Origin of the sequence: Arthrobacter sp. zg-Y20, from assembly GCF_030142075.1 — a bacterium.
GTDB lineage: Bacteria > Actinomycetota > Actinomycetes > Actinomycetales > Micrococcaceae > Arthrobacter_B.
In genome coordinates this window covers 1,722,381-1,741,097 of sequence record NZ_CP126241.1, presented here as the reverse complement: position 1 = coordinate 1,741,097, position 18,717 = coordinate 1,722,381, and the positions used below count along the sequence as shown (strand labels likewise).

17 protein-coding genes and 1 tRNA gene are annotated in these 18,717 nt (G+C 66.3%); 5 read left to right on the top strand and 13 right to left on the bottom strand.

Annotated features, from left to right (window positions below):
• Window positions 1-96: 96 nt before the first annotated feature.
• Window positions 97-768, top strand: coding sequence for a TetR/AcrR family transcriptional regulator (locus QNO06_RS08420; RefSeq protein ID WP_227911179.1), 672 nt, complete (start codon window positions 97-99; stop codon window positions 766-768).
• Window positions 769-772: 4 nt separating this feature from the next.
• Here the strand turns inward: QNO06_RS08420 and QNO06_RS08415 are convergent, their stop codons facing one another.
• On the bottom strand, window positions 773-1,774 hold the full coding sequence (locus QNO06_RS08415; protein WP_227911178.1) for an NAD(P)/FAD-dependent oxidoreductase: 1,002 nt from the start codon (window positions 1,772-1,774) through the stop codon (window positions 773-775).
• A gap of 111 nt (window positions 1,775-1,885) precedes the next feature.
• Here QNO06_RS08415 and QNO06_RS08410 point away from each other — a divergent pair, with 111 nt between their 5' ends.
• Window positions 1,886-2,479, top strand: a complete 594-nt coding sequence (locus tag QNO06_RS08410; protein WP_227911177.1) for a helix-turn-helix domain-containing protein — start codon at window positions 1,886-1,888, stop codon at window positions 2,477-2,479.
• Window positions 2,480-2,489: 10 nt separating this feature from the next.
• On the opposite strand, the gene QNO06_RS08405 is transcribed toward QNO06_RS08410, so the two are convergent.
• Window positions 2,490-3,917, bottom strand: coding sequence for an ABC transporter permease (locus tag QNO06_RS08405; protein WP_227911176.1), 1,428 nt, complete (start codon window positions 3,915-3,917; stop codon window positions 2,490-2,492).
• A gap of 182 nt (window positions 3,918-4,099) precedes the next feature.
• Here QNO06_RS08405 and QNO06_RS08400 point away from each other — a divergent pair, with 182 nt between their 5' ends.
• The gene (locus QNO06_RS08400; protein ID WP_227911175.1) at window positions 4,100-4,852 is read left to right on the top strand and encodes a MerR family transcriptional regulator; all 753 of its coding nucleotides are present in this window, start codon (window positions 4,100-4,102) and stop codon (window positions 4,850-4,852) included.
• A 37-nt stretch (window positions 4,853-4,889) separates the two neighbouring features.
• Here QNO06_RS08400 and QNO06_RS08395 read toward each other — a convergent pair whose 3' ends face one another.
• Entirely contained in the window at window positions 4,890-5,360 is a 471-nt protein-coding gene (locus QNO06_RS08395; RefSeq protein WP_227911174.1) for an NUDIX hydrolase, read from the bottom strand.
• A complete protein-coding gene (locus tag QNO06_RS08390; protein ID WP_227911173.1) occupies window positions 5,357-5,818 on the bottom strand; it encodes an NUDIX hydrolase in 462 nt (153 codons plus the stop codon). The genes QNO06_RS08395 and QNO06_RS08390 overlap by 4 nt, the downstream gene beginning before the upstream one ends.
• Before the next feature lie 162 nt (window positions 5,819-5,980).
• Between QNO06_RS08390 and QNO06_RS08385 the strand changes: the two genes are divergently transcribed.
• Window positions 5,981-6,598 carry a DUF1349 domain-containing protein gene (locus tag QNO06_RS08385; protein ID WP_227911172.1) on the top strand — a complete coding sequence of 206 codons (618 nt, stop codon included), beginning with the start codon at window positions 5,981-5,983 and terminating at the stop codon, window positions 6,596-6,598.
• Window positions 6,599-6,688: 90 nt separating this feature from the next.
• On the opposite strand, the gene QNO06_RS08380 is transcribed toward QNO06_RS08385, so the two are convergent.
• Window positions 6,689-6,773, bottom strand: a tRNA-Leu gene (locus QNO06_RS08380).
• A gap of 124 nt (window positions 6,774-6,897) precedes the next feature.
• Between QNO06_RS08380 and QNO06_RS08375 the strand changes: the two genes are divergently transcribed.
• Window positions 6,898-7,509 (top strand): ANTAR domain-containing response regulator, encoded by a 612-nt coding sequence (locus tag QNO06_RS08375; protein WP_227911171.1) that lies wholly within the window; start codon window positions 6,898-6,900, stop codon window positions 7,507-7,509.
• An 85-nt stretch (window positions 7,510-7,594) separates the two neighbouring features.
• Here QNO06_RS08375 and pyk read toward each other — a convergent pair whose 3' ends face one another.
• The 8 genes from pyk to gltB form a co-directional block, all read right to left on the bottom strand.
• Window positions 7,595-9,106, bottom strand: a complete 1,512-nt coding sequence (pyk, locus tag QNO06_RS08370; RefSeq protein ID WP_227911170.1) for a pyruvate kinase — start codon at window positions 9,104-9,106, stop codon at window positions 7,595-7,597.
• 216 nt (window positions 9,107-9,322) lie between these two features.
• Entirely contained in the window at window positions 9,323-9,883 is a 561-nt protein-coding gene (locus QNO06_RS08365; RefSeq protein ID WP_227911169.1) for a hypothetical protein, read from the bottom strand.
• Between the two features lie 109 nt (window positions 9,884-9,992).
• The gene (locus QNO06_RS08360) at window positions 9,993-10,760 is read right to left on the bottom strand and encodes an ABC transporter permease (protein ID WP_227911168.1); all 768 of its coding nucleotides are present in this window, start codon (window positions 10,758-10,760) and stop codon (window positions 9,993-9,995) included.
• Complete coding sequence (locus tag QNO06_RS08355; protein ID WP_227911167.1) at window positions 10,757-11,536, bottom strand: ABC transporter ATP-binding protein; 780 nt, start codon at window positions 11,534-11,536, stop codon at window positions 10,757-10,759. The genes QNO06_RS08360 and QNO06_RS08355 overlap by 4 nt, the downstream gene beginning before the upstream one ends.
• 54 nt (window positions 11,537-11,590) lie before the next feature.
• Complete coding sequence (locus tag QNO06_RS08350; RefSeq protein WP_227911166.1) at window positions 11,591-11,959, bottom strand: DUF1048 domain-containing protein; 369 nt, start codon at window positions 11,957-11,959, stop codon at window positions 11,591-11,593.
• 2 nt (window positions 11,960-11,961) lie between these two features.
• Window positions 11,962-12,312, bottom strand: coding sequence for a PadR family transcriptional regulator (locus QNO06_RS08345; RefSeq protein ID WP_283996746.1), 351 nt, complete (start codon window positions 12,310-12,312; stop codon window positions 11,962-11,964).
• Between the two features lie 168 nt (window positions 12,313-12,480).
• Window positions 12,481-13,938: a glutamate synthase subunit beta gene (locus QNO06_RS08340; protein WP_227911165.1), complete on the bottom strand. Its 1,458-nt coding sequence runs from the start codon at window positions 13,936-13,938 to the stop codon at window positions 12,481-12,483.
• Window positions 13,931-18,535 (bottom strand): glutamate synthase large subunit, encoded by a 4,605-nt coding sequence (gltB, locus tag QNO06_RS08335; RefSeq protein ID WP_227911164.1) that lies wholly within the window; start codon window positions 18,533-18,535, stop codon window positions 13,931-13,933. Before gltB ends, QNO06_RS08340 begins: the two co-directional genes overlap by 8 nt.
• Window positions 18,536-18,717 lie beyond the last annotated feature (182 nt).

Here is an 18,717-nt window from a genome sequence, read left to right as displayed (position 1 = left end):
TGCGGCCCGGGCGGGGTCAGTGGGACCAACTCGTCAAAATTACGCCATGTGGCGTAAAATCAGTAATCGACGTGCGGAACAGCGTCTGGAAGAGGGATGAGCGGCATGGGACAGCACGGCGACAAGGCACGCGCGGTACTGCTGGACGCGGCCGAGGAACTCTTTGCCCGCTACGGCATCGACGCGGTGTCCAACCGGCGGATTGCCGAACACGCCGGCACCGCCAACCATTCCGCCGTCGCCTATCACTTCGGCAGCCGGGACGAGTTGCTGCGGACGCTCGCAACGCGGCACCTGGAGGACACCAACCGGCGTCGGACCGAGCTGTTGAAGACCCTGCCGCCCGATGCGGCCCTGCCAGACCTGCTCGCGGCCATGATCCTTCCGTGGGTTGAGCATCTGGCTTCGCTGCCCGTGCCCAGCTGGCGGGCGCGCTTCGTGTCACAGATCCGCAGTGCGCCGTCCGTGCACGAGGTAGTGGTGAGTACGGCGGTGGCCAGTCCCGTGATGGAGGAACTGGTCCGCCGCACCCACGCCGCCGCGGGCGACGTCGCCCCTTCCGTCCTCTACGGCCGCTCCTCGATTCTCGGCGGTATGGTGCTGGGCGTTTGCGCCGAGTACGAGGCGCGCCTCCACGCCGGGGTGGAAGAACCGAACTGGACCGGCGTCGGTTACTTCCTCATTGACTCCTGCGCCGGCATGCTCGCTGCACCCGTAACGCATCCGGGGGATTTCCTGGCGGCGCCGTCCTCGGTTTACCTTTTGTAGGCAGTCAGGAGGCCTGGGACACCCCGGGCATACCCGCGGCCGACGCCACGGCGAGCGCAGTGTCCTCAGCCACCAGGTCCGCGTTGATCGCCGCCCCCGCCATCAGTCCTGCCGCCGCGGCGGCAATCACCTGCACGGAAGGGTTGGCCAGGTTGCCGGCAATATAGACGCCGGGCACCGATGTCACTCCGGTGGGCCCGGCCGGGACGGCGGTCCCCAACGGAGCCTCCCCCATGTACTGCTCGGCCGGGACGAGGCCCAGATCCGCCAGATACCCCGCCCGGGCCTCCAGCCGCGTAAACACCACCAGGGCATCCCGCTCCACCAGTTCGCCTCCGGCCAGCCGCACAGCGGCGCCGGTGCCTTCCACACCAACCACTTCCCCGGCCACCGTCCGGATCCCGCGCGCTGCCAGTTGCCGCGCCTGCCCGGCGTCCGGTTCCCCTGCCGTGTGCAGGAACACCACGACGTCGTCGCTCAGCTGCCGCCACAGCAGTGCCTGGTGCATGGCCACGTCCATATCCGTGCCCAGGATGCCGATGGCCTTCTCCCGTGCCTCCCATCCATGGCAGTACGGGCAGTGCAGCACCGTGCTTCCCCAGCGCCCGGCAATGCCGGGGATGTCCGGCAGGATGTCCCGGACCCCGGACGCAGCCAGGATCCGGCGCGCACCCAGCTCCCGCCCGTCGGCCAGCAGCACGGTGAATCCGCCGTCTGGATTCGGCCGAACGGTGGACGCCTGTCCTTCAAGGATTGTTCCGCCGTAGCTGCGCACCTCGTCCCGTCCGGTCCCGTACAGCTCGGACGGCGCGGCGCCCTCCCGGCCCAGGTAGTTGTGGATCTGCGCGGCCGGCGCGTTGCGGGGATCCCCCGCGTCCACCACCGCAACGGACCGCCGGGCGCGGGACAGCACGAGCGCGCCGTTCAACCCGGCGGCACCGCCGCCGATCACAACCGCGTCGTAGGACGCCCCCTGCGGCGTACCGCTCTCTTCTGCTCGTTCCATGAGTTTGCCTTTCCTCCGCCGTCCGTTCCCGGACGTAGTTTTCGATGCCTTCAGTGTCCGGCCGAGCACTTCGCAGGAGCAATATTCTTGCCGCTATGGCAAACTCTTCCTATGAACGACGCCGATACTTCACTTGACGCGGTCGGTGCCCGGCTGCGGTCCCTCCGACTGGAACGGCACACCACGCTGGCACGGGTGGCAGCGGGTACCGGCATATCCGTGAGCACCCTCTCCCGGCTGGAATCCGGCCAGCGCAAACCCACCCTGGAACTGCTGATGCCGCTGGCCCGAACCTACGGAGTCACCCTGGATGAACTGGTGGACGCCCCGGCCACCGGGGATCCCCGTGTACACATGCGGCCCCTGCGCCGGCACGGAGCCACCATCATCCCGCTGACCGAGCGGGCCGGCGGGGTCCGGGCGTACAAGTACATCCTCCCGGCCCGGCGCACGGCCGGGGAACCCTCCCTGCAGACGCACGAAGGCTATGAGTGGCTTTACGTGCTCAGCGGCAGGCTGCGGCTGCTGCTCGGATCGCAGGAGCTGATCCTGCTGCCCGGCGAAGCCGCGGAATTCGATACCCGCACTCCGCACTGGATGGACAACGCCGATCCCGGTGCCGTCGAGTTCCTGGCCCTATTTGGACCGCAGGGCGAGCGGGCCCACCTGCGGGCGCGGCCGGCGTCGGGCACCCGCTCCGGATAAAGCCTGCTGCCTACGCCGCCGCTGGCAGTCCTGCGCCCCGGCGGCCCAGCAGCCGGTCGTAAACCAGGGAAGCCAGCAAAGCCACCAGCACCGCAATCAGGAGGATGATCAGCATCCCAATGATCCCGCTTTGCAGCCCGGCGTCCGCCTCGGCGTCGAAGTACAGCACCGCCCGGTTGGCCGTGGTCATATGGTAGAGCGGCTCACCCGGGGCAATGAACCGGAAAAAGCCGGGCAGCGCTTCCAGGGGCACCACACCGCTGGCGGAAGGCAGGCCCATAAAGACCACATAGATCAGCGACAGAATCATGCCGGCGCTGCCCAGCAGGGCGATCAGGGCGAGGGTCACGGCGGACACCGTGACGATGGACAGCCATGTGGTGAAGAAGAACAACGCCCCGTGCGGGATCGGCATCCCGACGGCGGAGGCCACCCACATCATGAGTCCGGCCGTGGGGAGCGCACCGACCACCACAATCCCCCACATCAGCAGATAGGTGGCCCAGCGGCCTGGACGCAGCGGCGGGTCCAGGACAAAACGCGTTCCCAGCTCCACCGGCGCAACCCCCAGCCGCGCATCCACCAGGAAATGCAGCGACACTGACCCGCTGACACCCACCACCATCAGCAGCACCGAGTAGAAGAAGGCGCCCTCGCCCAGAGCTGCGCCCTCCGGTGGCTCCTCGAAGGCGGTGGTCGTCACGGCAATCGGATCCTCAAGCAGGTCTGCGGAGGTTCCGTCAACGCGTGGGGCGAGCTGCTGTTCCAGCTGCGGCGGCAGGTCCGCGCCCAGCGCCTCCAACCGGCGTTGCAGGTCCGCCTGTGCCGTTGCCTGGGCGGTCTGGGCGGACGCGGTCAGCTGTTCACCCAGACTCTTGTTGGCCTGGTCCAGGGCCGGGTTGATGGCGCCGGTGGCGAGGCTGCTGGCCAGCGGACCGGCCAGTGGATTGGTATAGACCGTCACGGCCGGGCGGGACACGTCAGCGTCGCTGAGGGCACCGCTGACCAGGGCCAGGGCATCGGCGGAAAACGTTTCCGGGATCACCATCATTCCGTGGATCTGACCGTCGCGCATCTGGTCCTGCGCCTCATCCCATGACAGCACCCGCAGATCGATCTCATCCGAGCCGTCGAACCCCTGCCGCATCTGGTCGGTGATGTTACCGCCCAGGTTTTCCCTGCTTCCGCCGGGTGTGTCCGCGCCCCGGTCCTGATTCACCACGGCGATCGGAAAGTGGTCCAGATTCTTCCCCGGGCTGCCCAGCCCGCCGATGTACAGCGCGGTGCCGGCGCCGCCCAGGAGCAGGAGCACCAGCACCGGCAGCAGCCACGTGCGCGGCGAGAGGTAGGCGCCTATCCGCGAGGGCGCGGCTTGCGGTTGTTGCCGCCCGGAAGCGGCGGACTGGGGTTCGGCCGGTTGCGCTGAATGTGCGGGCATGGGGATACCTCCCGGAGCAACTGCTGGGATGTTCTCAGTCCTACCGTTTGAGGGTAGCCGCCCGGCCCGTGCTCCGGATATGCCCGGCGGCCTGCAGGCCGTCCGACGGGCGGATTCGCCAGTCGCTTGACCTTGACGCTGCGTCAACTTCTACGCTGGAGATACAGCGAAAGGGAGGGCACATGGATCTGTCCATCAAGGAAGTGGCGAAGCTTGCCGGGACCACGTCCCGCACGCTGCGCCATTACGACAGCATCGGCCTGCTGCCGCCCAGCCGGGTAGGCAGCAACGGGTACCGGCGATACGACCGGGACGCCCTGGTGCGGCTGCAGCGCATCCTGCTGCTGCGCGGCCTGGGCTTGGGGCTGCCGCAAATCCGGAAGGTCCTGCACGGTGAACAGGACGACGCCGCGGCCCTGGCCCGGCATCTGGTCCAGCTGCAGGCCGAACAGCACCGGCTGCAGGCGCAGGTTGCTGCCGTGCGCTCAACCCTGGCTGCCCTGGAAGGCGGAGAGGAAATCATGGCGGAAAAGATGTTTGAAGGATTTGATTCCACGCAGTACCGCGAGGAGGTGGAGGAACGCTGGGGCCGGGAGGCCTATGCGGAATCCGACCGGTGGTGGCGTTCCCTGGATGACGCCGGCAAACGCAGATTCACGGCCGAACACGCCTCCCTGCAGGATGCCTGGGACGACGTGCAGCGCCGCGGGCTGTCACCTGACAGTGCGCAGGTGCAGGAGCTTGCCCGGCGGCACGCGGAATGGATTGCCGCCGGCGCCGGGAAGCGGCAGCTCGATCCGCAGATGCTGGCCGGCCTCGCGCAGATGTACGCCGCCGATGAACGGTTCGCGGCGCACTACACCCGCGAGTTCGCCTCCGGTGCCCGGTTTGTCCGGGACGCACTGGTTGCGTACGCGCAGACCCTCGCGGGGTAACGGCTGAGGGATCCCCCGACCGGGGATCCCTCAGCCTTTAGGCTTGCCCCGCCAGCCGGCGCAGCAGGGCGTCGAGCACCGGCGCCTGGCCCTTCACGAGCTTGGTCCGGGCTTCGGGCTCGGGGAACCAGCCGGCGTCGTCAATCTCCGGATACTCGCGGACCCGGCCCGAGCCCTTGGGCCACTCAAGGGCAAACGTGTTGCTGGCTATTCGCTCCGGCGCGAATTCCGCCTCGGCGGCGAACACGGTAATCGTCTTTTTCGAGGACTGGCGGAAACTGCCCAGCAGCTCATACTCAGCAGCCGGCGCCGGGCTCCCCATTTCCTCACCGAATTCGCGCAGCGCCGCGGCCAGGGGTTCCTCTTCCCCCGGCAGGTATTCACCCTTGGGCACGGACCAGGCGTGTTGGTCCTTCCGGGCCCAGAACGGCCCGCCCATGTGGCCGATCCAGACTTGGAGACCGTCCGACTGCAGCCGGTACAGCAGGAGGCCTGCGCTGTGGATCATGCGTACTCGAATCCGAACGCGACAATCGGCGGTACACCGCTGCGCAGGCGCTCCAGGACATAGCGTTCATGGGGTACGACGGCGCCGGGCAGCTCATCAAGGCCAAACCACTGCAGCTTCGCCGCCTTGCCGGGTTCCATGATGCGCGGCTCCCCGGTCCAACGGGTGCAGGTGAAGAAGAAGTCCACCCGCTCGCTGATCGCCTGGCCGTCCCCGTTGGTGCGGTGCATCGCGGTCAGGGGCACGACGTCGTCGGCCGCCACGAGAATGCCGAGCTCCTCCCGGGCCTCCCGGACAGCGGCCTGCACGGCGGACTCCCCCGCCTCCACATGCCCGGCGGCTGCGGTGGCCCAGTAGCCGTCCATGTAGCCTGTGCCCTGGCGGAGCTGAAGCAGCACGCGGTCTTCCTGCGGGAAGACCAGATAACTTGCGGGCACTACATGGAACCGTTCGGACACGGCGGATCATTCTCCTCTGGCTGGTATGCGGGCAAGGCGCGCTCCAGCCTAGCCCAGCCGGCTGCTTGCGCGTCGGCTCGTGTCCCGTAGCTGCCCGGCCCGGGATTATTGGCTAAGCTCGCGGCGTGCCGTGCGGCAGCAACCCGTCAGGAAGGCCTGCAAATGTTCAACAGCATGAAGTGGCTCAACGAACCGCCCAAGTGGCAGGACACCGGTGACTCACTAACCCTTCATACCGCCCTTGAGACCGACTTCTGGCGGGAAACCCACTATGGGTTTATCCGGGATAGCGGACACTTTTTCTACCGGGAGGTGACGGGCGACTTCACAGTGGCCGTGACGTTTAGCGGCGACTTCACCACGCTCTATGACCAGGCCGGCCTTATGATCCGGGCGAATGAGCGAACCTGGGTCAAGGCGGGGGTGGAGTACAGCGACGGCGCACTGCAGCTGAGCACGGTGGTCACCAACGGCACGTCGGACTGGTCGCTGAGGCCATTGGCGAGCAGCAGCAGCAATGAGGTGACCCTGCAACTGTCGCGCCAAGCCAATGCAATCCACGTGACGTATCTGGAGCCACAGGGGCCAGGCGCCCGGTGGAGCAGCCTGCGGCTCGCGTATCTCCCGCTGGAGGACCGGCCCTGCCAGGCGGGAATCATGGCCTGCTCCCCCACCCGCGCTGACCTGCGCGTTGACTTTACGGATTTCCGGATCAATCCCTCCCACGGGATTGACCTCCATCCCGACGACGGGCACGGACCCGCCACTTCGGACAACTAGGGCAGATGGATCCTTCCACGAGGTACAGGGCGCTGGTCGCAGCCAAAACAAAACACCCCGGTCCGAAGACCGGGGTGCCTCTTCAACAATTGGTGCCCGAAGTGGGACTCGAACCCACACACCTTTCGATACTGCATTTTGAGTGCAGCGCGTCTGCCAATTCCGCCATTCGGGCGTGCCCTGTGTCACGAACAACGGGTAGTTGCCGTGTTGGACGCAAAACAACTCTACATGCGGATAGGCTGATTACGTGAACTGCCGGTCCGCCGGCAGGCGAGACCGTACCTGAGGAGCCACCCGTGTCAGAGTCCACCGAGTCCGCGTCGTCGAACACCAACGCCCCGGCCCGCCGCGTTCTCGTCGCTGAAGACGAGACCCTTATCCGCCTCGACATTGTCGAGATCCTCACCGGTGAGGGGTACGACGTCGTCGGCGAAGCTGACAACGGAGAGAAGGCCGTTCAGCTGGCCAAGGAACTGAAACCGGACCTGGTGCTGATGGATGTGAAGATGCCGCTGATGGACGGCATCACCGCCGCCGAGCAGATCGTCAAGGCCCGCATCGCCCCCGTAGTGCTGCTGACCGCGTTCAGCCAGAAAGAACTCGTGGAGCGCGCCCGCGAGGCCGGCGCCATGGCCTATGTGGTCAAGCCGTTCACCCCGGCGGACCTGATTCCGGCCATCGAGATTGCCCTCTCCCGCCATGAGGAAATCAAGGCCCTGGAAGAAGAGGTCAGCGATCTGAAGGAACAGTTCGCCACGCGCAAGCTGGTGGAGCGTGCCAAGTCGCTGCTGACCACCAAAATGGGCCTGACCGAACCCGAAGCTTTCCGCTGGATCCAGAAGACTTCCATGGACCGCCGCCTGAGCATGCGTGAAGTGGCCGAAACCATCATCAACCAGGTCAACTGATCTTCTAGACACCGAAGCACCTACAGGAAAGGTCCCGTCCATCTGGACGGGACCTTTCCTGTAGGTGCAGTACGGGCGGCGGAGGCTAGATGGCCTTGGCCTTGCCCTTCTTGCTTTCCTTGACCGGCCACGGGCCGACCTTTTCCTTGATGCGCTCCTGGCCTTCGTAGCGCTGGCCGGCGTCGGCAATGTCGCCCACGCGGTGCACCTTCAGGCTGTTGGTGGAGCCGGCCTGTCCGGGAGGCGAACCGGCAGCGATGACCACCAGGTCATTGTCTTCCACCAGTTCCTCTTCGAGCAGGGTGCGGTCCACCTGGGCGGTCATCTGGTCCGTGTGCTCGACGAAGTCCACCAGCTTGGGAGCCACGCCCCAGAACAGGGTCATGTACTGGTACGTCTGCTCCACGGGGGTGAAGGCGAACACCGGCTTGGACGGACGCAGGCGGGACAGGCGGCGTGCGGAATCACCGGACTGGGTGAAAGTACAGATGTATTTTGCATCCAGCTGGTCGGCGATTTCGACGGCGGCACGGGTGATGGCACCGCCGCGGGTACGCGGCTTGGAGCCCAGCGGCGGAACGCGGTTCAGGCCGTGCTCCTCGGTGGATTCGATGATGCGGGCCATGGTCTCGACGGTTTCGATGGCGTACTTGCCCACCGAAGTTTCGCCGGAGAGCATGACGGCATCCGCGCCGTCGAGCACCGCGTTGGCGCAGTCTGAGGCCTCGGCGCGGGTCGGGCGGGGGTTGTCGATCATGGATTCGAGCACCTGGGTGGCCACGATGACGGGCTTGGCCCAGCGGCGGGCCAGCTCAATGGCGTTCTTCTGCACCAGCGGAACTTCTTCCAGCGGCAGTTCAACACCCAGGTCGCCGCGGGCAACCATGATGGAGTCGAACGCGTCGATGATTTCCTCGAGGTTGGCCACGGCCTGCGGCTTCTCGATCTTGGCAATCACCGGTACGCGGCGGCCTTCTTCGTCCATGATTTCGTGAACGCGGGAAATGTCACCGGCGTCACGTACGAAGGACAGGGCAACCATGTCGACGCCGCGGTTCAGGGCCCAGCGCAGGTCATCCTCATCCTTCTGGGACAGGGCGGGAACGTTCACGGCAACGCCGGGCAGGTTGATGCCCTTGTTGTTGGATACGTTGCCCGGCACTACCACCTGGGTGACCACGGTGGTGGAGGTGACGTCAACGGCGCGGAGTTTGACCTTGCCGTCATCAATCAGCAGGAAATCGCCCACCTTCACGTCGCCGGGCAGGCCCTTGTACGTGGTGGAGCAGATTTCCCGGGTGCCCGGGATGTCTTCGGTGGTGATGGTGAAGGTATCGCCCACATTCAGGAAGTGGGGTTCCTCGGTGAACCGGCCCAGCCGGATCTTGGGGCCCTGGAGGTCGGCGAAGATGCCTACGGGCATCCCGAGCTCGGCGGAGGCCTTGCGCACGTTTTCATACGTGGCGTTGTGTACGGAGTGGTCGCCGTGGCTCATGTTCATACGGGCGACATTCACGCCCGCGCGAAGAACCGCTACCGTATTCTCGTAGCTGGCGATCGCTGGTCCAAAAGTGGCAACAATCTTTGCGCGTCTCATATTCCTAGCCTAGTCCGCCTTGGCTGTTTGCGCATGGGACCGGGCCGCGGGTCTCACAGTGCGGGCACCTTGCGGGACCGCCATGCAGTCATTTCGGCCCGGCGGTAGATACCCGGGCTGCACAGATTCCCACAATCCGAAAAATATGGCGCCTCCTGCTGCTGCGGAGAGGCTAATTTCGCCAATGATGATGGGAATCTGTGCAGCCCGTGCGGGTCAGCTGGTTCGGGCAGGGCCGCCGTCGGCGTCACGGCCGGTGTCCGACGGCGTGGAGAAGCCCGGGTACTGCACCGGCGCAGTTGGGGCGGGCGGCGCCTGAAGCGGGTTCCCGAAGGCATCCGTGCCGGCAGGGGCGGCGTAGTAGCCGGGGTACTGCTGCTGGATAGGAGCACCGCCCGCCGGTGCCGGCAGCGGCAGCCCGTCCGGTGCCTCCCCAGTCGCCCCTGCCGGAGCGACCGTAAACGGCTGGCCGACCTTCGCGGCATAGATGGGACGGACGGCGCCGATCAGGACCACCAGGATCAGGCCCACGGCGTAGCTCGGCACGTTCCATACCGGATACATGGTCACAGCCAGGAACAGGTACAGCGCGCCGCCGGCAATGGTTGCAACCAGCCAGAAGAATGCCTTGGGCCGGAACCGGACCACCACCGGCGGGCGAAGCGGGTCCTTGTTCAGTTCCCTCGCCTCGGCCCGGTTCATCATGTAAAAGACCAGCGTCAAGAGTCCCAGCAACAGCGCTCCGGTGATGCCGGCGAAGGTGAGAAATTCGTCCATTTGATTCTGCCCCCATGTCAGTCAAATCGATGTGCTCGATTGCATGCCACACCATACCCGAATCCGGCGCCGCCGCCGGTACCGCGGTGCGGGCCGCAGTGCCGGAATGTCAGCCGGTCCGCCGCCGGTAGGCAACGGCCGCCGCTGTGTAGGCGGCGGCGAGGACGGCACCCAGCCAGAGCAGGGCGCTCCACAATTCGGCACCGGGTTGCTGCCCGGCCAGAAGTGCCCGCAGCGTTTCCACGATGGGAGTAACGGGCTGGTTCTCGGCGAACCAGGCAACCGGACCGGGCATCGAATCGGTGGGAACAAACGCAGAACTGATAAACGGCAGGAAAACCAACGGGTAACTGAACGCCCCCGCGCCGTCGGCCGTTTTGGCGGTAAGCCCGGCTACTACCGCAAGCCAGGTCAGCGTCAGCGTAAACACGGTGAGGATGCCGGCAACACCCAGCCATGCCCAGGCCGAGGCGCCGGTGCGGTATCCCATCAGGAGCGCCACACCGATCACCACCGCGACAGACGCCAGGTTGGCCGTCAGCGACGTCAACACGTGGGCCCACAGGACGCCGGACTTGGCCACGGGCATGGACCGGAGCCGGTCAAAGATTCCGCCTTGGATGTCCAGGAACAACCGGTAGGCGGTATAGGCCACACCGGATGCAACGGTGATCAGGAGAATGCCCGGGAGCATGTAGTTGATGTAGGGCCCGTCCGAGCCGGTAGCGACCGCTCCCCCGAACACATAGACGAAGAGCAACAGCAGGGCTATCGGGGTGATCACCGTGGTAATTACGGTGTCCGGGCTGCGCAGGATGTGCCGCAGCGAACGGCCGGTAAGGGCCCGGGTGTCACGGAAGGCGGCGGCGGTGGTCATGGCAGTTCCTTTCCCGGCGCGGTGACTGACAGGAAGATCTCTTCCAGGGAGGGCTGGCGCAGCACATATTCGGCCTTGGCCGGCGGGATGAGCTGCCGGAGTTCGGCGAGCGTGCCGCTCCGGACAATGGTGCCGCGGTTCAGGATCGCAATCCGGTCCGCGAGCTGCTCGGCCTCGTCGAGGTACTGGGTGGTCAGGAGTACGGTGGTACCGCCCCGCGCCAGGTCCCGTATGGTCTCCCACACCGCGGTGCGGGCCTGCGGATCAAGCCCGCTGGTCGGCTCGTCGAGGAACAGCACCGGTGGCCTGCCGATCAGGCTCATGGCAATATCGAGCCGGCGGCGCATTCCGCCGGAATAGGTGCCGACTCTTCGCCGGCCTGCTTCCATCAGGGAGAACCGGTGCAGCAGCTCATCCGCCACCTCCCCCGGATCCGCCAGATGCCGCAGCTTGGCGATCAGCTCCAGGTTTTCCCGGCCGGTGAGCACTTCATCCACGGCCGCGAACTGTCCCGTCAGGCTGATCGAGCGGCGGACGTCGTCGGGGCGGGCCGCGACGTCGAACCCGCAGACCGCGGCACTGCCGCCGTCCGCTTTCGCCAGGGTGGAAAGGATCCGAACGAGCGTCGTTTTGCCGGCACCGTTGGAGCCGAGCAGGGCGAACACGCTGCCCGGGCTGACCTCGAAGGAGACGCCGCCAAGCACCTCCTGTTCCTTGAAGGACTTCTTCAGGCCCTGTACCCGAACAGCGGGTCCCGGGGCGTGCAGGGTATCCATGGCTTTCTCCCGTTCCCAGCGCCCGGTCCCCGGCAATCCGGAGGCCGGCCGCCGCTAGGCCTGGTCCTGGGCGGCCGATTCGTCAATGGCATCGATGAGCCGCCGGCGCTCCTTGCTGATCCATTGCCCGTCCGCATAGTTGGCAATAAACGTTTCGGCGAAGTCCACCGGATCTTCACCAACAATCCCGCGGACCGGAACGCCGTCGGCCGCGCCCTGCTCCATCAGGTCAGCGAGGTCTTCCAGCATTTGCGCCAGCACGTCCCCCTTGGAGATGGCGCCCGCGTACATGATGTAGCGTTCCAGCCCGTCCGTTGCCGTGCGGTAGGGGGCTGGAAGAAGTGCTTTCCGCTCCTTGTAGCGGTGCCAGCGTTTTTTGTCCTCAAAAGAGCCGGTCACCTGCTCAATCCATCGTGCGGCCATGGTTATGCTCCTTCTTGAGGCGGGTTTTCAACGAGCTGGCGGAGCCGGCCCAGGTGTTCCTCGAGGAAACTCCAGCTGCTCCAGAATTCTGCGAGGTACTCGGAGCCCCGCAGATTCAAGCTGTAGACCTTGCGCGGCGGCCCCTTCTCCGAGGGGATCTTCTCAACGTCGACCAGTCCGCGTTTTTCAATCCGGATCAGGAGCGCATAAACGGTGCCCTCTGCAATGTCGGAGAACCCCGCTTCGCGCAGCCGGGCCGTGATCTCGTATCCGTAGGCGGGTTTCAGCGCAAGGATCGCCAGGACAATGCCCTCGAGCGTGCCCTTGAGCATCTCGGTCATCTGCTTCGCCACCGGCTGCCCCCTCACTATCTAGTCTTACTGAGTACCACTAAATAGTAACACTGAGTAGCGAGGTGGCAAGGGGTTGTCCGGAGGGTTTTCGCCGGCTGTTCGGAGCGTGCACCGGATACGCAGCAGGCGCCGGACTGTGCCGGCGCCTGCTGCGTATCCAAGGAAGTCCTACAACACGGTGATCGCCCGGTCGGTGGGTGCCACGGGTGCCGGCAGCCGGGTGCTGCCCATCAGCCACTGGTCGACGGCGGCCGCTGCGGCACGCCCCTCGGCGATGGCCCATACAATCAGGGACTGCCCGCGTCCGGCGTCGCCGGCGGCAAAGACTCCGGGGGTGCCGGTCATGTAGTAGCCGTCGCGGACCACGTTGCCTCGGTCATCAAATTCCGCGGAGACCTGCTCGGCCAGTCCGGCCGGCTCCGGCCCGGTGAAGCCCAGGGACAGGAACAGCAGGTCCGCGGGAATGACCCGTTCGGTGCCCGCCTTGGGCACGCGCCGGCCGTCCACAAACTCGGTTTCAGCCACCTTCACCCCGGTCAGTTTCCCGCTCTCCCCCACAAACTCCACGGTGGACGCCAGGTAGGTGCGTTCGCCGCCTTCTTCGTGGGCACTGGCCATCTCGAACAGCGTGGGGAACAGCGGCCACGGCTGGTGTGCGGCCCGCTCCGCCGGCGGCTGCTGGCCGATCGCCAGGGTGGTTACCGAGGCGGCCTGCTGCCGGTGGGCGGTGCCGAGGCAGTCCGCACCGGTATCGCCGCCGCCCAGGATCACCACGTGCTTGCCGCGGGCATCAATCTGGTTCTTCACCTTGTCCCCGGCCACGGCCTTGTTGGACTGCACCAGGTAGTCCATGGCGAAATGTACGCCGGACAGTTCCCGCCCGGGGATGGGCAGGTCCCGCGGTACGGTGGCACCGGTGGCAATAACCACGGCGTCGTAGCGGCGGCGCAGCTGCTCCCAGCTGATGTCCTTGCCTACTTCGACGCCGGTGCGGAACCGGGTGCCTTCGGCGCGCATCTGCTCCAGGCGGCGGTCCACCTGGATTTTCTCCATCTTGAAGTCCGGGATGCCGTAGCGCAGCAACCCGCCAATCCGGTCATCGCGCTCGTACACGGCCACGGTGTGCCCGGCGCGGGTCAGCTGCTGCGCGGCGGCCAGCCCGGCGGGACCGGAACCAACGACGGCGATGGTACGGTCCGTCAACCGCTCCGGCGGGTGCGGGGTCACCCACCCCTCGCCCCAGGCTTCGTCGATAATAGAGACTTCCACCTGCTTGATGGTGACCGCCGGCTGGTTGATGCCGAGCACGCAGGACGCCTCGCATGGTGCCGGGCACAACCGTCCGGTGAACTCCGGGAAGTTGTTGGTCGCGTGGAGCCGTTCAATGGCCTCGGCGCCCTTGTCCCGCCACATCAGGTCATTCCATTCCGGGATGAGGTTGCCCAGCGGGCAGCCCTGGTGGCAGAACGGAATGCCGCAGTCCATGCAGCGCCCGGCCTGGGCCCGCAGCACACCCTTTTCCTGCGCCTCATAGACTTCCTTGTAGTCCATGATCCGCACCGGCACGGGGCGCCGGGGCTGGGTAACGCGATCGCGTACCTTCAAGAATCCGCGTGGGTCAGCCACCGGTAACCTCCAAAATCTGAGTCCAGGCCTCGGCGCCGTCGGGATCGAGTCCCGCTTCGGCGGCGGAGGCGCGGGCACTGAGCACTGCTGCGTAGTCACGCGGCAGCACCTTGGTTATGCGGGACACCGTGTCCTCGAAGTTCTCCAGCAGTTTCCGGGCCAGATCGGACCCGGTCTCCTCCAGGTGGCGGATCAGCAGTGCCCGGACAATGTCGATGTCTTCGGCGTCCGGAGCTTCGAGCCGCAGCTCGCCGCGTTCCAGCGACTCCTTGTTCACGCGCGCCGGGTCCAGGTCCACCACAAAGGCGGTGCCGCCGGACATGCCGGCACCGAAGTTCCGGCCGGTCGGGCCCAGGATGAGGGTCTGGCCGCCGGTCATGTATTCGCAACCGTGGTCGCCAATGCCTTCGACGACGGCGGTGGCCCCGGAGTTGCGGACCATAAAGCGTTCGCCCACCTGTCCGCTGAGGAACATTTCGCCGCTGGTGGCACCGTAGCCGATCACGTTGCCGGCAATCACGTTGCGCTCCGCGGCAAACACGTTGCCCCGCTCGGGGCGGACAATGATCCGCCCGCCGGAGAGGCCCTTGCCCACATAGTCATTGGAATCGCCCAGCAGGCGCAGGGTGATCCCGGCCGGCAGGAACGCGCCCAGGGACTGTCCGGCCTGCCCGGTCAGGGTTACGTCGATGGTGTCCCTCGCCAGGGTTTCCGTACCGAAGGTCTTGGTGACGGTGTGCCCGAGCATGGTGCCCACCGAACGGTCCGTGTTCACCACGTCCAGCGCAATCCGCACCGGCGCCCGGTTCTTCAGGGCGTCGGCGCTCATTTCGATCAGCTTGTTGTCGAAGTGCAGGTCCAGTTCGTGGTTCTGCGGGACCATGTTGCGCAGCGGCGCCCCCGGATCCACTTCCGGGCCGCGCAGGATCGGTTCCAGGTCCAGTCCGTCGGCCTTCCAGTGGTCGATGGCTGCCGCGGTGTCCAGCAGCTCGGTGCGGCCAATGGCCTCCTCCAGGCTGCGGAAGCCCAGTTCGGCGAGGATTTCGCGGATTTCCTCGGCAATGAACTCGAAGAAGTTCACCACAAACTCGGGCTTGCCGGTGAAGCGGCTGCGCAGTTCGGGGTTCTGCGTGGCTACGCCCACGGGGCAGGTGTCCAGGTGGCATACGCGCATCATGATGCAGCCGGAAACCACCAGCGGGGCGGTGGCGAAGCCGAATTCCTCGCCGCCCAGCAGTGCGGCAATAACGACGTCGCGTCCGGTCTTCAGCTGCCCGTCCACCTGCACCACCACGCGGTCCCGCAGCCCGTTGAGCATCAGGGTCTGCTGGGTTTCGGCCAGGCCGAGTTCCCAGGGGGCGCCGGCGTGCTTGAGGGAGTTCAGCGGCGAGGCGCCGGTGCCGCCGTCGTGCCCGGAAACCAGTACGACGTCGGCCTTGGCCTTGGTCACGCCGGCCGCCACGGTGCCGATGCCGGCTTCGGAAACCAGCTTTACGTGCACCCGGGCACTGGGGTTGGACCGCTTCAGGTCATAGATCAGCTGCGCGAGGTCCTCGATGGAGTAGATGTCGTGGTGCGGCGGCGGGGAGATCAGGCCGACGCCGGGTGTGGAGTGCCGGGTGCGGGCCACCCACGGGTAGACCTTCTGCGCCATCAGCTGGCCGCCCTCGCCGGGCTTGGCGCCCTGGGCCATCTTGATCTGGATGTCCTGTGCGTTGGTCAGGTACAGGCTGGTGACGCCGAAGCGGCCGGAGGCAACCTGTTTGATGGCCGAGTTGCGCTCGGGATCCAGCAGGCGTTCCGGGTCTTCCCCGCCCTCGCCGGTGTTGGATTTGGCGCCCAGCCGGTTCATCGCAATGGCGAGGGTTTCATGGGCTTCCTGGGAAATGGACCCGTAGCTCATGGCGCCCGTGGAGAAACGCCGAACGATGCTGGAGACGGGCTCCACCTCGTCCAGCGGCACGGCCGGCCGGTCCCCAAGCCGGAAGTCCAGCAGCCCGCGCAGGGTCATCAGGTTCTTCGACTGGTCGTTGACGCCGCTGGTGTACGCCTTGAACACGTCGTAGCGGCGTTCCCGGGTGGCGTGCTGGAGGCGGAAGACGGTTTCGGGGTTGAACAGGTGCGGCGGGCCTTCCCGGCGCCACTGGTATTCCCCGCCGTTGTCCAGGGCGCGGTGCGGTTCCTCCACGCCGTCGCTGGGGTAGGCGTCGGCGTGCCGTGCGGCGGTTTCGGCGGCAATGACGTCCAGGCCGACGCCGCCTAGCTGGGTTTGGGTGCCGTGGAAGAACTCGTCCACGAGTTCCTGTCCCAGGCCCAGGGCTTCGAAGGTCTGGGCACCGCAGTAGGAAGCGACGGTGGAAATGCCCATTTTGGACATGATCTTCAGGACGCCCTTGCCCAGGCCCTTGATGAGGTTGGTGACCGCCTCGTCCGGGGTGACACCGGTGATGTCGCCGTTGCGGACCAGTTCCTCGCAGCTTTCCATGGCCAGGTACGGGTTCACCGCAGAGGCGCCGTAGCCGATGAGCGCGGCCACGTGGTGGACCTCGCGGACGTCGCCGGCTTCGACCAGCAGGGAAATCTTGGTGCGGTTGGCGCTCTTGAGCAGGTGGTGGTGCACGGCGGAGAGCAGCAGCAGGGACGGGATGGGCGCCCATTGGGCGTTGGAGTCGCGGTCGGACAGCACAATGTACTGCACCCCGCGGTTGATCGCCCCGGAGACCTTTTCGCTGATTTCGCGCAGCCGGGCCCGCAGTTCGGCTTCGCCGCCTTCGGGCCGGTAGAGCCCGCGGACCTTCAAGGCGATCCGGTCGCCGTCGTCATCGGTCTGGTTGGCGATCTTGGCGAGCTCGTCATTGTTGATGACCGGGAACTTCAGCGCGATCTGGCTGGTCTTCACCTGCTTCAGGGACAGCAGGTTGCCGTTGGGGCCGATGGATGCCTGCATGGAGGTGACCAGTTCCTCGCGGATGGCGTCCAGCGGCGGGTTGGTCACCTGGGCAAAGGACTGCACAAAGTAGTCGAAGAGCAGCCGGGGCCGCTTGGAGAGCACCGCAATGGGGGTGTCGGAACCCATGGCACCCAGCGGTTCGGCGCCGGTGCGGGCCATCGGGCCCAGCAGGATCCGCAGTTCCTCCTGGGTGTAGCCGAAGGTCCGCTGACGGCGGTTGATCGAGGCCTTGGTGTGCAGCACGTGCTCACGTTCGGGCAGTTCCTCCAGCCGGACCTGGTTCTCGCGGACCCATTCCGCCCACGGGTTGGCGGCGGCGATTTCGGACTTGATTTCCTCGTCCTCGATCAGCCGGCCCTCGGCGGTGTCCACCAGGAACATTTTGCCCGGGGAGACGCGGCCCTTGCGGACCACCTTGGCCGGATCAATGTCCACCACGCCCACCTCGGAGGCCAGGACCACCAGGCCGTCATCAGTGACCCAGTAGCGGGCCGGACGCAGGCCGTTGCGGTCCAGTACCGCGCCCACCTGCGTGCCGTCGGTGAAGGACACTGCCGCGGGGCCGTCCCACGGTTCCATGAGCATGGAGTGGTACTGGTAGAAGGCGCGGCGGGCCGGATCCATGGTGGCGTGGTTTTCCCAGGCCTCGGGGATCATCATCATGATCGCGTGCGTGATGGGCCGGCCGGAGAGCATCAGCAGTTCGGCCACCTCGTCGAAGGACGCGGAGTCGGACGCGCCGGGGGTGCAGATGGGGAACAGCTCTTCGGGGGTCTCCCCCAGCAGCGGGTTCTTCATCTGCGACTGCCGGGCCCGCATCCAGTTGCGGTTGCCCTTGACGGTGTTGATTTCCCCGTTGTGGGCAATGGTGCGGAACGGCTGGGCCAGCGGCCAGGACGGGAAGGTGTTGGTGGAGAAGCGGGAGTGGACAATGCCCAGCTTCGTCTTGAAGCGCGGGTCGGAGAGGTCCGGGAAGAAGGGTTCCAGCTGCGCGGTGGTGACCATGCCCTTGTAGACCATGGTCCGAGAGGACAGCGAAGGGAAGTACACGCCGAACTTGTTCTGCGCACGCTTGCGCACGCGGAAGGCGCGGGCATCCAGGTCCGAAGCCCCCGTCCCCTCGGCGGGTGCCAGGAAGACCTGGACAAAGTACGGCATGCAGGCCCGGGACATGGCGCCCACCAGGTCCGCGGCAATGGGTACCTCGCGCCATCCCAGCACCTGCAGGCCCTCGGACTCGGCAATGGCTTCCACGCCGGCGCGGGCAGTGTCCTGCTCGCGGTCTTCGGTGGGCAGGAAGGCGGTGCCGACGGCGTAGCCGCCCGCGGCGGGCAGCTCGAAGTCCACCACGGCACGGAAGAACTCGTCGGGAACCTGGGTCAGCAGTCCGGCGCCGTCGCCGGTGCCTTCATCGGCGCCCACGGCGCCGCGGTGTTCGAGGTTGCGCAGGGCGGTGAGGGCGGCGTCGACAATCCCGTGCGTGGGCTCACCGCGCAGGGTGGCGATAACCGCCAGGCCGCAGGCGTCCTTTTCGTTGCCGGCGCGGTACAGCCCGGCGTCCCCGGGGAGCGCGGCAAACCGGGTGAAGGGTGAGACAACGGATTCGGCAGAACCGGAGCCGGAAAAACCAAACAGGGAATCAGTCATAAGAAGTGAGTCCTTCCCCCTTATTAGAGCGTCGGGAGGGGACAGCGCTGGCCCCACGGCGGAATCCACTGAGGGGACGCTCCGCGGCGTTTATAGAGTCTACGGCTCGCTACTGCCCCGCGAACCCGGAAATTGCTCCGGTTTCGCTGGGAGTCGGGGGTACCGCATGCCGGCGCTTTTCC